The sequence below is a fragment of the Paenibacillus terrisolis genome, assembly GCF_056171975.1.
On the sequence record NZ_JBKFGG010000012.1, the window covers coordinates 179,367 to 194,951 of the forward strand.

14 protein-coding genes and 1 pseudogene are annotated in these 15,585 nt (G+C 49.2%); 11 read left to right on the plus strand and 4 right to left on the minus strand.

The window, feature by feature from the left end:
• Window positions 1-15: 15 nt before the first annotated feature.
• Window positions 16-1,059: an SDR family NAD(P)-dependent oxidoreductase gene (locus ACI48K_RS13010; RefSeq protein WP_475028018.1), complete on the plus strand. Its 1,044-nt coding sequence runs from the start codon at window positions 16-18 to the stop codon at window positions 1,057-1,059.
• Window positions 1,060-1,166: 107 nt separating this feature from the next.
• A pseudogene (locus ACI48K_RS13015) lies at window positions 1,167-2,656 on the plus strand (UDP-N-acetylmuramoyl-L-alanyl-D-glutamate--2,6-diaminopimelate ligase).
• Window positions 2,657-2,669: 13 nt separating this feature from the next.
• Here ACI48K_RS13015 and ACI48K_RS13020 read toward each other — a convergent pair.
• Window positions 2,670-3,590 (minus strand): AraC family transcriptional regulator, encoded by a 921-nt coding sequence (locus tag ACI48K_RS13020; RefSeq protein WP_475028019.1) that lies wholly within the window; start codon window positions 3,588-3,590, stop codon window positions 2,670-2,672.
• 215 nt (window positions 3,591-3,805) lie between these two features.
• On the opposite strand from ACI48K_RS13020, the gene ACI48K_RS13025 reads away from it, so the two are divergent.
• On the plus strand, window positions 3,806-4,795 hold the full coding sequence (locus ACI48K_RS13025) for an aldo/keto reductase (RefSeq protein WP_475028020.1): 990 nt from the start codon (window positions 3,806-3,808) through the stop codon (window positions 4,793-4,795).
• Between the two features lie 258 nt (window positions 4,796-5,053).
• Here the strand turns inward: ACI48K_RS13025 and ACI48K_RS13030 are convergent, their stop codons facing one another.
• The gene (locus tag ACI48K_RS13030) at window positions 5,054-6,979 is read right to left on the minus strand and encodes a family 43 glycosylhydrolase (RefSeq protein WP_475028021.1); all 1,926 of its coding nucleotides are present in this window, start codon (window positions 6,977-6,979) and stop codon (window positions 5,054-5,056) included.
• A 361-nt stretch (window positions 6,980-7,340) separates the two neighbouring features.
• On the opposite strand from ACI48K_RS13030, the gene ACI48K_RS13035 reads away from it, so the two are divergent.
• Complete coding sequence (locus tag ACI48K_RS13035) at window positions 7,341-7,913, plus strand: SF0329 family protein (RefSeq protein ID WP_475028022.1); 573 nt, start codon at window positions 7,341-7,343, stop codon at window positions 7,911-7,913.
• A gap of 504 nt (window positions 7,914-8,417) precedes the next feature.
• Here the strand turns inward: ACI48K_RS13035 and ACI48K_RS13040 are convergent.
• Complete coding sequence (locus ACI48K_RS13040) at window positions 8,418-9,326, minus strand: DMT family transporter (RefSeq protein WP_475028023.1); 909 nt, start codon at window positions 9,324-9,326, stop codon at window positions 8,418-8,420.
• Between the two features lie 115 nt (window positions 9,327-9,441).
• On the opposite strand from ACI48K_RS13040, the gene ACI48K_RS13045 reads away from it, so the two are divergent.
• The 6 genes from ACI48K_RS13045 to ACI48K_RS13070 all read left to right on the plus strand — a co-directional run bounded on the left by ACI48K_RS13045 (window position 9,442) and on the right by ACI48K_RS13070 (window position 14,152).
• Window positions 9,442-10,308 (plus strand): LysR family transcriptional regulator, encoded by an 867-nt coding sequence (locus tag ACI48K_RS13045; RefSeq protein WP_475028024.1) that lies wholly within the window; start codon window positions 9,442-9,444, stop codon window positions 10,306-10,308.
• 28 nt (window positions 10,309-10,336) lie between these two features.
• Window positions 10,337-10,717, plus strand: a complete 381-nt coding sequence (locus ACI48K_RS13050) for a hypothetical protein (protein ID WP_475028025.1) — start codon at window positions 10,337-10,339, stop codon at window positions 10,715-10,717.
• Window positions 10,718-10,727: 10 nt separating this feature from the next.
• Window positions 10,728-10,961, plus strand: coding sequence for a hypothetical protein (locus ACI48K_RS13055; protein ID WP_475028026.1), 234 nt, complete (start codon window positions 10,728-10,730; stop codon window positions 10,959-10,961).
• A gap of 414 nt (window positions 10,962-11,375) precedes the next feature.
• Entirely contained in the window at window positions 11,376-12,206 is an 831-nt protein-coding gene (locus ACI48K_RS13060) for an AraC family transcriptional regulator (protein WP_475028027.1), read from the plus strand.
• A gap of 108 nt (window positions 12,207-12,314) precedes the next feature.
• Complete coding sequence (locus tag ACI48K_RS13065; protein WP_475028108.1) at window positions 12,315-13,532, plus strand: multidrug efflux MFS transporter; 1,218 nt, start codon at window positions 12,315-12,317, stop codon at window positions 13,530-13,532.
• 38 nt (window positions 13,533-13,570) lie between these two features.
• Window positions 13,571-14,152, plus strand: a complete 582-nt coding sequence (locus ACI48K_RS13070) for an isochorismatase family protein (protein WP_475028109.1) — start codon at window positions 13,571-13,573, stop codon at window positions 14,150-14,152.
• Between the two features lie 70 nt (window positions 14,153-14,222).
• Here ACI48K_RS13070 and ACI48K_RS13075 read toward each other — a convergent pair whose 3' ends face one another.
• Window positions 14,223-14,546, minus strand: coding sequence for a winged helix-turn-helix transcriptional regulator (locus ACI48K_RS13075; protein ID WP_475028028.1), 324 nt, complete (start codon window positions 14,544-14,546; stop codon window positions 14,223-14,225).
• A gap of 183 nt (window positions 14,547-14,729) precedes the next feature.
• Between ACI48K_RS13075 and ACI48K_RS13080 the strand changes: the two genes are divergently transcribed.
• Entirely contained in the window at window positions 14,730-15,491 is a 762-nt protein-coding gene (locus ACI48K_RS13080) for an alpha/beta fold hydrolase (protein WP_475028110.1), read from the plus strand.
• Window positions 15,492-15,585 lie beyond the last annotated feature (94 nt).

The following is a 15,585-nucleotide window of genomic DNA, read 5'->3' on the forward strand; positions in this document are numbered from 1 at the left end:
GGAGGAGAAAGCTATATGAACAGCATACCGGAAACGAATCTGACTCCGCAGATTCCGATTCACTCGGGGTTTGGCGTAAGCACAACAGCTAAAAAGGCGTTAGGAAAACGCAGTTTGACCGGAAAGGTCGTCATGGTTACCGGAGGTTATTCCGGGATCGGACTTGAGGCGACCCGCGTTCTCGCGAAAGCGGGGGCGACTGTCATCGTTCCGGCTCGAACCCGGGAAAAAGCCCGGGAAGCGACCCGCGGAATTTCAAATGTGGAACTCGAAGAGCTGGATCTGATGGACCCCGCTTCGATCGACGCTTTTGCGGAACGGTTTCTGGCTTCAGGCCGGCCGCTTCATATCCTGATCAATAGTGCGGGCATTATGGCGTCCCCGCTGATCAGGGATATGAGGGGATATGAAGGCCAGTTCGCCACGAACCATCTGGGGCATTTCCATCTAACGGCCAGGCTGTGGCCCGCTTTGAAAAAAGCCGGCAACGCGCGCGTAATAGCGGTGTCGTCCAGGGCGCAGCGCTTGGGAGGAGTCCTGTTCGAGGATCCGAATTTCGAAACCACGGAATACGATAAATGGAAAGCTTATGCCCAGTCGAAATCGGCGAATGTGCTGTTTGCCGTGGAGTTGGACAAGTTAGCCAAGGAGCAAGGGGTGCGGGCTTTTGCCGTTCATCCGGGCTTGATCCCCACGACGGGCATCGGCCGGTTCGGCCGGAATCCGAACGCCTCCGCTATAGCCAAAGGTCTTAATCGGCTTACGTTTACCCTAATGGACAAACTGAACATTATCAAGCTCATCAATCTGACGAAAAAAGGCCAAGGCAACAAATGGAAGACGATCAAGCAGGGAGCGGCCACTTCAGTGTGGTGCGCGACGAGCGAACAATTAAACGGCATGGGCGGCGTTTATTGCGAGGACTGCGACATCGCCGAAGCCGTCCCGGCTGACAGCACTCTGGGATTCGGCGTACGGCCCTGGGCGATTGACCCCGAAAAAGCCAAACGATTATGGCTGCTTAGCGAAGAGCTTACCGGCGTGAAATTCGTGTTTTAGATGGAGCTGCGGGAGAAGGCGGGAGATCATCAAGAATAATCCACATTTCCAAAGGGAAACATTTAACGACAAAGCGAAAAGGACCTGCGGAAAGAAGTGGATCAACCGTGAAGCTGAAATCATTATTGGGCCGCTTGCTCGTCAAACATATCCTAGGCGATGAAACGCTGGAAATCGGGAATCTGGAAATCGACTCACGAAAAGCAAGTCCGGGAGCTCTTTTTATATGCCTGTCCGGAAGCCTGAAGGATGGGCATGATTTTATACGGGAAGCGGTTCTTAACGGAGCGGTCGCCGTCATGGTGGAGCGGGAGGTGCCCGATATTCCGCCCGATATTACAGTTGTTCAAGTGCCGGATACCCGCCGCGCGCTTGCGGTGGTGGCCGATTATTTCTACGGACAGCCGACTCGGCGGTTAAAGGTGATTGGGGTTACCGGAACCAACGGCAAAACCACGACCACGCATTTGATTGAACACATCCTCAATGCCGGCGGCAAAAAGACAGGGCTGATCGGTACGCTGTATATGAAATTCGGCAAACACACGGAACCTACCGTGAATACGACCCCGGAGTCCCTTTATTTGCAAAGGCATTTTGAGAGCATGGTCAGGCTGGGAGCCGAATATGCCGTTGTCGAGGTGTCTTCGCACGCGCTTGATATGGGGAGAGTGAGGGGCTGCGATTTCAAAGCGGCGGTGTTTACGAACTTGACGCATGACCATCTGGATTATCATGAAACGATGGAGCGTTACGGGGACACCAAATCGCTGCTTTTTTCGCAGCTCGGAAGCGCCTACGAAGACGAGCCGAAGGTTGCCGTGCTGAACGCGGACGACCCCGTTTCCGGGGCGTTTGCCCGGAAAACCTCCGCGCAGATCGTTACGTACGGCATTCAAAATGAGGCTGATGTGCGCGCCAAACAGATCGAAATGAATCCCAGCGGAACTTATCTGGAGATTGAAACGATCTGGGGAGGGGCATCGCTTCGTTTGAAATTGCTGGGAGTGTTCAACGTCTACAACGTTTTGGCCGCGGTTGCCTTATGTTTGGCGGAGGGGATTCCTTTGCGGCAAATCAAGGGAAGCCTTGAGTCTTTTACGGGAGTGGCCGGGCGGTTCGAGCCGGTATATGCCGGACAGGATTATACAGTGATTGTGGATTACGCCCATAATCCCGGCGGGCTGGAAAATGTGCTGAAAACCGCCCGGGCCCTCGCCAAAGGCAAGCTGTATTGCGTTTGCGGCTGCGAAGGCGATAAGGACCGGAAAAAGCGTCCGGTCATGGCGCGCCTTGCGGCGTCCTACTCCGACCTGGCCGTTTTTACCTCGGACAATACCCGCTGGGAGGACCCTGAGCGATCTTGAACGAAATGATGGACGGCGTCATAAACGAGCCCATCTCCGCTGATCGTTATCTCGCCATGGTTAACCGGAAGGAGGCAATCGGCCATGTCCTGCAAGCCGCCAGGTCCGATGATTTGATCGTTATCGCGGGGAGAGGGCACGAATCCCATTTGATCGTGAAGGACGAGCGGATTCCTTTTGACGACAGGCAGGTAATTAAAGAACTGATCCACCAGGGGTACACGAGTTGATCCTTAGACTTCGTTAGTTCAGGATTAACGCGGCCGCCGCGGAATTTTTCAGCACCAATTTGATGTCTTTTTGCGGAGGCAGGCCAAACAAGCGGCGGTATTCCCGGCTGAATTGGGAGGGACTTTCGTATCCGACCTCAAGCGCAGCCGACGTTACGTCCATGGAACCGCTGAGAAGCAGGCGTCTCGCTTCCTGAAGGCGGAGTTGCTTTTGGTACTGCAGAGGGCCCATGGCCGTGATTTCCTTGAACTTATGCTGCAGTCCCGATACGCTCATGTTCAAGGACTTCGCAAGCTGCTCGGCGGTAAAGGGATGCTTGAAATTTTCTTTGATCCAGGCGATGGCCTTGCCGACTCCGTCGGCCTGCTGATCAAAAAGCGCCTGCTGCAAAAACAAATGGCCATACTCTCCTGTCAGCAGCCGATAGATCATTTCCCGTTTCAGGAGCGCCGATAAGAAAGGCGCTTCTTCGGGTTTGTCCAGAAGGCTTAGCAGCCGCACGAACAGGCGGCGCAGCTCCGCGTCGGATTTTCCGATAAACGCGCCGGGATTCAGTTTTTTGTGCTGGGGTTCTACGGTAATTCCGGCTTCCGTGACCACCGAAGCGATTTCCTGGGTCGTCAGATCGAGCCGCAGTCCGATATAAGGGGAGTCTTTCGTCGCTCCGGCGACCCGGGCCGAGGCCGGAAGGTCAAGCAAAGAGGTGAGGAAGTCCCCCTCCTGAGCATAATAATAGTTTTGGCCCAATTGGATTTCTTTGGTTCCGTGCAGAATGAGACAAAATGAAGGCGTAAGCACACTCGGAATGACTGGCGTCTCGCGGCTGTTCCGGTTAATGGTGAGATACGGAATGATGGTGCGGTTTCTCCCGTCCGAGGTGGTTATTTTCTCAGTCATCGCGATAAGTTCTTCAATAAGATATGAATCGGACATGAATCCCACTCCCTGTGCTCCGTGATAATGTAGACTTGCTCAACTTGAATTATATCCCTTTCCCAAATTGGAATTCAATCTGACTTAATTCATGGATTGCAGACTTAGGCAAATTTTATGCAGCAACGGTCTAGTGTACGAGTGTTCTTGATGTTTATCATTACCTTATCGGACATGAATAATCGATTGAAGGATATAGACAGGAGGAAGCATCAATGACGGTAAGCAAACGCAAACTGGGCAGCCAAGGGCTTGAGGTATCTTCCATCGGCCTCGGCTGCATGGGGATGAGCCAGTCTTACGGTCCGGCCGACGAAAAGGAATCCATCGCCACGCTGCATCGCGCCATTGAACTCGGCTGCAATTTCTTCGATACCGCGGAGAGCTATGGCCCGTACACCAACGAGGCGCTGCTGGGAAAAGCTCTGAAAGGAAAGCGGGATCAAGTAGTGCTTGCGACCAAATTCGGTTCACGCATATGGGGGAGAACCATCGTTGGCTTCAACAGCCGGCCCAAGCAAATCCGCAAGGCGGTGGAAGGAAGTCTACGCCGGCTTGGCACGGACTACATCGATCTTCTCTATCAGCACCGCGTGGATCCTTCGGTGCCAATCGAGGAGGTAGCCGGAACGGTAGGCGATCTCGTCAAGGAAGGGAAAGTGCGGTATTTCGGGCTTTCCGAAGCGGGCATTCCCAACATTCGCAAGGCTCATGCCGTCCATCCCGTTTCCGCGGTGCAGAGCGAATACTCGCTGTGGGAAAGAAATCTGGAACCGGAAATCATTCCGTTCCTGCATGAGATGGGCATCGGACTTGTTCCTTTCAGCCCATTGGGCCGCGGGTTTCTGACCGGGGAGGTCAAACGGGCGGAGGAATATCCGAAAGGGGATACCCGGCGTAAAGATCCGCGCTATAAGGGTGAAAATTACGACGCCAACAGGAGAGCGGCACAAATCGTCCGTGAAATCGCCGAAGCCAAGAGCACGACGCCTGGGCAGATCGCGCTCGCTTGGCTGCTGCATAAGAGCGACCACATTGTGCCGATTCCCGGCACCAAACGGATTAAATATCTGGAAGAAAATTTGGGCGCCGATTCCGTTCGATTGGAGCAGGCAGAGATGAAGGGGCTGAACGAAGCGCTATCTCCCGAGAAGATTTCGGGGCAGCGTTATCCGAACTGGATTATGCGAACGATTGACCGTTAATTTTGTGGGGGAAATAGTGCGAATTATAAAAGAACTCGTGTCCTTTAGGGACAGGAGTTCTTTTTTACCGGAGAAATGGAAGTTATGAGGAGGATTTTAAGCAATACCGTTCGATAATATCTTTGACTCCGTCATCATCGTTGGATAACGTGATTATATCCGCCGCTTCATGTAAGTTGAAAGTACAGATAAAAAAGCAGCCGGTAAGCCTAGTTTTTTTGCTTAACTGCTCATTGCACAAACCCTTCCACACCCACATTAATTCGGAACCAGTTTAATATAATCAAGTGACAGATGATAGGCTGAACTTGAAGCATTTTTACCTGCAACATTAAACTTGAAGGATTTATCTCCTGCCGAGCTGAAAGTGATCGTTGCCACATTCAGTTCAACATAGTTAAATCCAGATGAATATAAATCCTGAACTGCACCGTGATTTACATCGTTGACCGACAACTGGAACTGTCCTCTGTTGTTCCCCTTTTTTACACCGACCCTTACACTATAGCTGCGTGCCTCTGGCACATTCACGGTGTAAGTCACATAGTCATTGACGGCACTGGCCTCCAGCGCAGTTCCAAAGCCACCGCTCAGATTAAGGTCTCGACCGGTTCCATTTCCGAACATGGTATGATTGGCACCCGAGGTTGCACTTACAATTAAATTTTCGGTTTCATATCGACTGCTTTGAACGGAAATATTATCAAATTTAGCTGCTGAATCATAGGTTCTAACCCCTACGCTTCCCCCCTTATAGCTTGAATCCGACACACTTAGCTTAGGTGTAGTCATATCATCAACATAGACCTTAATGGCATCATCTTGTGCGACAATTTTAACATGATACTTCGTATCAGCCGTTAAGCTCATAGAAGCCGTAGCCAACGATGTCCAGCTATTGTTTGCCTTCCCAATCAGCACCTTCTGATTAGGAACGTCGAGTCCAACATAGTAGCCCTGGTAAGCATCCGCACCTGTTCCAGGATTGGATACTCTAAATACCAGCCCCGCATTGCCCGAAGAACCGGGGGTCACATCAGCTTCATAAATCAAATCTCCGAAGTTGGTGTCCAGGAGCGCCTTGGCGCCCGGATTTGAATCTACATTATACTGGCCGTCCGATGCGGTCCATGTACCGCCATATTTTGTCCACCCCGTATCATTACCATCATCAAAGTTATCTTCCACGGCCATTTCGACGGGTTTAATCGTATTATCTGCATTGAACTCAAATTTATCATATGCCAGTACGCGTTGAGAACTATTGAGATACCGCTTATGGTAAAAAATGTACCAATCATTTGTTGTAGGGGACTGAACAATACCATTATGACCCGGTCCGTCTGCTGTCGTCGTATCCGTATGCAGCATAATACCTTGGGGTACAAATGGTCCTGTTACAGATCTGGATGTGGCATACATGACCTTATAAGAGGAATCCGCCCATACACCAGCAGCATAATTCATATAGTAAATCCCGTTCCTCTTGAATACTTTAGGTGCTTCAAAATAATCATTATCGCCCGTTTTAGTCGGTGTAACTTTCTTATAAACTGTTCCATCAGGCCATGTTCCGAGAGACTTCATGTCCTCGTTAAGCTTTACAACATTACACTCGCCCCAACTGCCATAATACATATAAGCCTGACCGTCATCATCAATAAATACATCTTGATCCATGGGACCTGCGCCATTTCTTACAACATTGATAAGGGGGGCACCAATCGCATCGGTATATGGACCTTGTGGATTATCAGCGACTGCAACGCCGATTCCGCCTAATTGTCCATCACCATTGATTGCGTTTGCAGCAAAATAGATGTAGTATTTCCCATTGCGATAAGCCCCGCTCGGCGCCCACAAGGAATGCTGCAACCAGGAAATATTGGCCGAACTTATGACATTTGAATATTTAGTCCAATTGACCATATCTGTCGAAGAAAATATATCCACAGATTTTGCTCCAGTATCGGATTCACCAGGTTGAGTCGCACGAGTCGGATACACCCAATAAGTTCCATTAAAAACCTGCACATCAGGGTCTGCGTAATAACCATCCGCAAATTGTGGACCGGAATGAATCGGAGCAGGAGCAGCATTAGCGAGTCCCGGCAAAGATATAAACAAACAAATCACCATTGACACGCAAAACAATACCGGGTTAGATTTTTTGATTTTTCTCATGAGACAACTCCTTTTTTGACTGATAAATTACTTTCCTAGTTCCCCTTGCAGAACAAATCCTACCAGCTGGTTGTCGACTTCTTATGAGGTTCCACAGATCATAAAAACGCTTTCATTTATTCGCTATCAAATTCTCACTAACATCCCTCCTACGAAATAATCTGCGCAAAAATCTTATAAAGACCTCTTGAAATGAACTATACACTCATGAATTTTTATTAAAATGTAATTTCGTAAATGATTTTTGTAATAATTTTATATTTGATTTATTTTAACTGGTCAAGTATTGTAAGTGAGGATTAAACGGAAGGCAGCCCTTCCAAATTAGACAATAAGGGTTATTAAACAATAGGAGAACATCATGTCCTGGAGCAAATTGAAGCAGCAATTGGAGAGCTTTCTCAGTCCTGCGTTACAAGGGAAAGTGGAATATCGTGCAACCGGTTATCGTTATTTGCCCGATAAATCAGGGATTTGTTATATCGTGGTTGATAAAAAAAATATACTGAACATGAACGATGCGACCACTTTCATCAAATGGTATCAATCAGAGCAAGAAATAAAAAACGACTCGAGCATCAATATTCCGATCAGCCATGAACAAATCGAAGCTGTAAAAATGAATACGGAGGGGAAAATTCCGGAAGAGCGTTTAATCGTTATTGCGCGAAGCAGAGTACTCTCCGAATTGGCCAAGGAGCTTTTGGCAGCACAAGCTTCACTCAGTAAATCTAATTTTACGGCTGCAGCTACTAAGTTTTTATCCTCGTCTATTGAGGAGAGCATCGCAAGCAAGGATATACTATTGAATATTTTGGCATTGATGGACAGACGAGTTGGGAAGAAGCGGATTGTAAACATGTCCGAAAAAATCAGGCTAAAGCATCCGGCCGTGCAATATTTTTTCGAACTACGGCGCTGCTGTTCATTGTGAACAATTAATACATTCATTTCTACAAGTTTGTCTAGTATACGTCTCGTCTGTCTTGTGAAGCGATTCAGGTGCAAGGCAAGTTCATCGATTTTGCGTGCCATCGCAGAGGTTTATGCGGCCAAGGATGCATGCTGTCCGCCACGAATGTGAACCCGTACCCATGATGCGACGATTGCGCGTTGCTTCATCCAATGGACATCGTTAGCAAAACAAAGCCAGCCGTGCGAACAGATTACTCTGTCTGCGCGGCTCTTTATTCTTTCGGCGAGGGTGTGATGCGGCATCTTTTTTGTATTCTCAAAACATGTGGAGTCGGCAATATTGATGGTTCGAAAATAGGATGTGGCAGGTTCGCTACTAATTGTTGGATTTGCGTACCAGGTATGTTGAGTGATGCGTATCGCTTATACGGAAACAGTTTATTGGAGCCACGGACGAAGCTCAGGCGTTATTGCGCTTGGGCTTTTATTTAGGCTTTGACGGGTTGTTATGATTTACCTGGCTTTACTTCATCAACCCCGGCTTAGCCTTGGAACGAAAATTAAAATGACTTCTCTTCGGGCGGAACAATTCGCCAAACGCGGCGCCGCCCAAAACCAGAGCAGCCCCTATGATCTGGACAAAACCCAGATGATCCCCCAAAAACGCGGCTGAGAAGATCAATGCCGACAGCGGCTCCAGGTAGCCGCATATAGCTACGGTTTGCACGGGCAATTTTCCGATGGAGGAGAAGTAAAAATAGCAACCGATTCCGGTATTTACGATGCCAAGCACCAAAATAGGCAAAATGCTCCCCGGTTCAATATGGATGGAAAATCCCTGCTTGAACCCGATGTAGACGGCGACGGTCAGGAAGCTCGCGACGATTTGCCACATGGAATTTTCAAGTCCGGTGATGTTCTTCGCCTTCTTGCTGAAAATCACCATGAAGGCAAACATGACCGCGGACATGATTCCGCAGAACAATCCCCAGGAGTTTTTGCCTTCCGATATGGCTTCGATGTTCACGCAGAGCATGCCAACTACCACGGCAGCAAATCCGAGCAGCTTGGGCCAGGAGATCTTTTCCCGGAATAGAAGGGGGGACAAAATCAGGACAATCATGGGGCCGCAATAATAGGCCAGCGAGGCAATGCTGACGCCGATCTGTTGGTAGGCTTCGTACAGAAACATCCAGCCGATGCCAAGCGCCGCGCCGGAAATGATCACATACAAAAAATGCATTTTATTGTGCAAAAATTGAGCCTTCTGCTTGGAAAACAGAAAAAGCAGGACCAGAAACAAACTGCCGATCAGGGTTCTGGTTAGCACGATCTCGTAGCTGGTTAATGCGATATAGCTTGCGATAATTCCATTGGAGCCGAAGATCAAAAGCGCTATTATGTACTTGAAATATGCCTTTTCCGTTTTCATCTCATCATCCCGCACTTGAATTTCAACAGGCATCAATATATCATACTTTTAGACATAACAAAAACGAATGTTTATCATATATCATATGACAAATTCAAATGCAAAACGGAGAGATATGAACATCCAAAAATACATGGCATTTGTCAAAACCGTAGAGTACGGCAGCTTTACCAAAGCGGCCGAAGCGCTGAAATATACCCAGTCGGGTATCAGCCGCATGATCCATGACTTGGAAAAAGAATGGGGCGTCTCGCTTCTGGAAAGGGGACGCGCCGGCGTTAGTCTGACCTCGGACGGCCTGCAGCTGCTGCCTCAGCTTCAGCGGATTTGCCAGGATCACGAAATCCTGCTGTCGCAGATTAATGATCTGCACGGCATGCAGTCCGGGCTGATTCGCATCGGGACATTTTCCAGCGTAGCGACCCATTGGCTCCCGAACATGATCAAGCTTTTTCGGCAGGATTACCCGAAGATCGACTTTGAGCTGCTGCTGGGCGATTACACGGAAATTGAAAGCTGGGTTCTCGAGGGGCGTGTTGATTTTGGATTTTTGACGCTTCCGGCAAGGGTGGAGCTGGAAACGATTTTCCTGGAGGAAGACCGTTTGCTGGTCGTTTTGCCGGAAGACCACCCGCTTGCGAATTGCGAGAAATTTCCGATGCAAGAGCTGGAGAACTATCCGTTTATGCTGCTGGAAAAGGGCACAAGAAGGGAGATCTCGGCTATTTTCGCCAAACACCATCTTTCGCCGCAAATTCATTTTACGACCTGGGACGATTACGCCATTATGTCGATGGTCGAAAATGGACTTGGCATCAGTATCCTGCCCGAATTAATCTTGCAGCGCATCCCATATCGTATTATAACGAAAGAGATGGAAATACCCGCTTACAGAAAGATCGGCATCGCCATGAGAGAGCGGAAATCGGTTTCGCTTGCGGTCAGAAGATTTCTGGAATACTTGCCGAATCGAAAAAAATAATATGCCCATCCACAAGGAGTGACCCTCAATGAAATCCCCGGGAGGCTCGACTTTTCCGTATTATTACAAAGGCGGAGAGATTCATTGCCTGAAGTACGGCAGCAAATATCGGGATGAAGAGAAGCTGTTCGAGATCATGCGTTTGGAAGAGCGTTTTATACGCGATACCCATCGGAAGCTGAAGATTTGGGTAGACTTGTATAAGACCACCGTGACGAACAAGGTTCTGCTGGCATTGGTCAGCAATGTCGAGCAGTTAAAGGATCATATTGACCGTCTGTCCTTTGTCGGGCTGTCCGAAATGAATCGGTGGCGTGTAAAAAGAGCGCTTCGCCGCCTGAAATTGGATCTCAAAATTTCTTTTTACGCCGACCCCGAGGACGCCAAGACCTGGCTGGTATCGGAGTGAGTTCAAGAGGATGACCCGAAAGTTATCGATGGCGGCTTTTGGGACAACCTCTAAAACTGATCATGACAAAGCGGAGAATCCCTGCCGGATTGTAACGGGGGTTCCTCCTGTCAGATCGCCGTTATTCGATCGCAGTTATCAGGCGGCGGATGAACTTCGAGGATTTACGTTGACACAAGTCAGAGCGAAGAGACTGCTCTGGTCAACAGTTCTGGTCAACATCTTTGGCCAGCAGCACCCCTAAAATACCGCTTCCCTCCGACACTTAAAATAGCGGTCATTGATAACCTTATTTCTACGGGGATGCCTCTTTCTGAAAGAATAGCGCCGTTTTATGGCCTTATTTCTTCGGAAGAGGTCCTTTTTACCTCGGTTTTGGACGTTTTGCCGAAAATAGGATCCTTTTGCACCGTTATTGTCAGGAAAATACGATTTCCGAGTGGAATAAGGCCATTTTGTAACGTTATTCCATAACTGCTATTCAAGAAATCGCCGTTTTCCGTTCAGCGCCGCCTCCTCCGCGCAGCGAAAGCAAAGTAGGCATGGCCCGAGTCCGGTAAGGCTGACCTTTTCAGTTAACTGAACGATTCGTTAAATGGGCCGATTTTCTTTTGGGATAATCTTTTGCGTCAGAATATGAATATCCATGGAGGCTCCCATGCATTTGCGAAATCTTTTTTTCCATATTCATTACTGCAACGGCCGGAATCCGAACGATCTCAGGAAAATGCGAAGCAACATCACGAGAACGATTCAGCATCATGAGCTGCTGCTGGTGACCGGAGGGAAGGGCAGCATCACCATCGAGAACAAACGATATTCCGTAAAGGAAGGCATGTTGTTTTACATTCCCCCGGATGTGCTGCATACGATCAAAACGAATTCAAGCGATCGTATCTGTTTCATGTCCGTGCATTTCAGCTATGCCAACGTGAATTTCAATGACAACGAATGGTCGATCGGCGAGGAAGTGGAGAGGCTGCCGCTGCACGCGGTTCATGAGCTGAAAAACGGTTATCAAGTCGAAGATGTCTTCAGAAAATTGCTCGCCACCTGGGACGGGAAGCTGCCCGGCTATGAGTTCGTCGCCAAAGCTTATTTGCAGCAGCTCGTTTTTGAAATCTTCTCCAATGTCAAAAAGCAAAACGAAAATCACTCCATCTCCCTAAAAGTGGAGAAAATCATCGGCTATATGCATGAGAACGTGAATAACAGGGTAACCTTGGCGGAGCTGTCCGAGCTGGTGCATTTGTCTCCGTTTTACCTCTCACGCGCTTTTAAGAATACGACCAGCTACTCCGTTATCGAGTACTTCAACAAGATCAAAATCGATAAAGCCAAAGAGCTGATCGCCGAAGGCGACAAAAAGATCAAGGAAGTGGCCGGGGAGCTCGGATTTACGGACGAGTTTTATTTCAGCCGGATTTTCAAAAAATCGGAGGGAATCAGTCCATCGGAATTTTACAGCAAAAATGTCCATGGAGATTAAGATAATGCATGGAGTAAAGCCATTCTTCGCGGTAAGATGAACCTACAATATTGTTCATTGCTCTTGTACAACGAGTGGATAGCAGAAGGAAGGCTTTAGGGTATGGGAATGCCGATTTGGAAAAGAAATTTGATCGTTTGCTGGTTCGGGATGTTTGTCACCGGAGTGGGGATGAGCCAGATTGCGCCGATACTGCCCCTTTATATCAAGGAGCTGGGAGTTCATAATGCCAATGCGATCTCTCAATATTCCGGATTTGCGTTTGGGATCACCTACATCGTTTCGGCGATTTTTTCGCCGATCTGGGGGATAGCCGCCGACAAGTATGGGCGGAAGCCGATGCTGCTCCGGGCGAGCCTGGGGATGGCGATCGTGATCGGCTGCATGGGATTTGCGACCAATGTGTACGTGCTGGTTGGACTGAGACTGCTGCAGGGCGTTATTACGGGGTATGGCACGGCGTGCACCACACTGATCGCAACCCAAACGGATAAGGAGCACGCTGGTTATGCGCTGGGTACGCTGTCGACGGCCAACATCGCCGGCTCTTTGCTGGGGCCCACCATCGGGGGATTTTTCGCGGAGAACCTGGGGATACAAAATTCGTTTTTTCTGACGGGTGTCCTAATGCTCATTGCATTTATTACTACCCTGTTGTTTGTACAGGAATCGTTCACCCGCGCGGAAAACCAAAAGACGCTTGGCATGAAGGAAATCTGGAGCTCGGTTCCGCAGAAAAGCTTGACCATCACGTTGTTCGTGACCTTTTTTATGCTGAGCGTGGCGATGTATTCCGTGGAACCGATCGTCACGGTATATGTCGACCAGATTTCGAAAAACGCAACCCATGTAGCACTGATGGCCGGGATGGTGTTCTCCGCTTCGGGGCTGGCCAATATTCTCGCCGCTCCAAGACTCGGAAAGCTGTCCGATAAAGTGGGGACGCATAAAGTGATTTTGTTTGCGCTTATTGCAGCGGGGATTATATTCATTCCGCAGGCGTTTGTGCAAAATCCATGGCAGCTGATGGGGCTGCGTTTTTTGCTGGGTTTAGCGGCGGCGGGACTTAGCCCGTCCGTTAATACTTTGATCAAGAAAATCACGCCGGACGCCCTGACGGGCAGGGTGTTCGGCTTCAGCATGGCGGCTGCCTATTTGGGCGTGTTTGGCGGTTCGGTGTTTGGCGGACAGGTGGCGGCATGGTTTGGTCCCCGGTACGTGTTTTTGACGACCAGCGCTTTGCTGCTGATTAACGCCGTATGGGTGTATTTCAACGTGTACAAGAAAATCAACAAAAATCATATTTTGGCTGTGGCCGACAAGTAAACAAAGGAACGGGAGAGAAAAACGTGGCAGATAACCATATGACGGAAACGGAAGGCTTGACGGCGGAAAAAACGGCATTGGTCGTTATCGACCTGCAGCAGGGGATCGCGGCAGCCGGACGCCAAGGGGCTCCGTACACCAGCGGGGAAGTTGTTCAGAACGCAAGCAAAATGGCACATGCTTTTGCGGAAAAAGGCGGGTTCGTGGTGCTCGTGAGAGTGTCGACGACCGACGGCAAGGATGTGCTCAAACCACAAACGGATGCGAAACCGAATCCGATGCAGTACGCGGAAGGTTGGGATCTCATTGTTCCCGAGCTGGCGGATATTCCGGGAGCCCATCATGTAACGAAGCACAACTGGGGGGCCTTCCACGGGACGGATCTGGATCTGCAATTGCGCCGCCGCGGCATCGATACGATCGTGCTGTGCGGGATTTCAACATCGGTCGGCGTAGATATGACGGCCAGAGAAGCTTTCCAACACGGGTACAATCAGGTCTTTGCGGTGGACGCCATGACCGCCTTTACGGCGGAAGAGCATGATTATGTCTGCAAATATATCTTCCCCCGGATCGGCAAAATCCGGACGAGCGAAGAAGTAGTGGCGGCGCTGAAGTAATCCTTCGGGCGAAGCGGCCTTTCAATAAAATAAGCCGGAGCGCAACAACTGCGCTTCGGCTTGTTTAGTGTTATCTTTTTAAAAATATCTCGCTCCAATCCCGCATGCTGTTCAGAATAGGTACGAAGGTTTTACCCATGTCGGTCAAAGAGTACTCGACCCGAGGCGGGATTTCTTTAAAAATTTCGCGATGGACGAATCCGTCCTCTTCCAGTTCCCGGAGCTGTTTGGTCAGCATGCCCTGCGTAATGTCGGGCAAAAGGCGTTTGATTTCCCCAAATCTTCGGGTTCCGCCGGTCAGACTCCATAAAATGATGATTTTCCATTTGCCCCCGATCACCTTCTGAAGCCTTGAGATCGAGCAGTTTGCATAATCTTCGGCAGTCTCATTCATCGAAGAATCTCCTTATTCCATTAGTACGTTTTATAGTAGTATATACCACAAAACTGCCTACTTGTCCTATTGATACCGAACGACTAAGATTACATTAGTTTCGAAGCGACAACAATAAGATGGACCAATGATCACATTTTGAATGGAACCAATTTCATCCGAGAAGGAGAAGCAGAAGTGGAAATGATGGACATCAACGGCATACATTTAAATGTGGAGATGAAGGGAGAGGGGGAGCCCATCGTTTTCGTGCACGCGTTAGGCGCCGATTTGACGCAATGGGACAACGAAGTGCAGAGGCTGTCGAAATCTTATAAAACGATCGTTTACGATTGCCGGGGACATGGACAGTCCGATAAGCCGGAGCATTACACCTTGGAAGATCACGTGCAGGATGCCTTGTCGTTAATGGATGCTTTGGACTTGTCGGACGTTATCCTGCATGGCGTCTCTATGGGCAGCTATATTGCGCAAGGGATAGCCGTCAAGCAGCCGCACCGAATCCGGAAACTGATTCTGACCGTGCCGAAATCGAATGGGTTGACCTCATCGACCCAAAGGTTGATGAAGGAACATGCAGAGGAATTCGAAGCGCTGGACGCGGACGGCCGTGCGCTGTTTTTTATGAAGCATATGGCGTATGACCCGAAAATTCTTCGTGAACATCCGGAGCTGTTTAACAGCGGACTAACACCCGCGCAGACCGAAGCGGCCAACCGGGCCATGGAAAATTTCGATTTTCGGGACGAGCTTCCCAAAGTCACCGCCGAGACGCTGATCATCAGTGGGAAGCATGACGGCATGAATCCGCCGTCCGAGGGGGAATTATGCGCTTCACTAATTCCAAACGCGAAATTCGTCGTCATGGAGTATTCCGGTCACCTTCCGATGTTGGAAGAGCCGGAGGCGTTCAGCAGGGTGATCGATGAATTTCTAGGGGTGTAAGGATTGGAAATGTTCACCATATCATCAATTGACAGACTAACAGTTGTTAGGTACGATGAATTTACCTAACAACTGTTAGTTTTTTAATGAACGG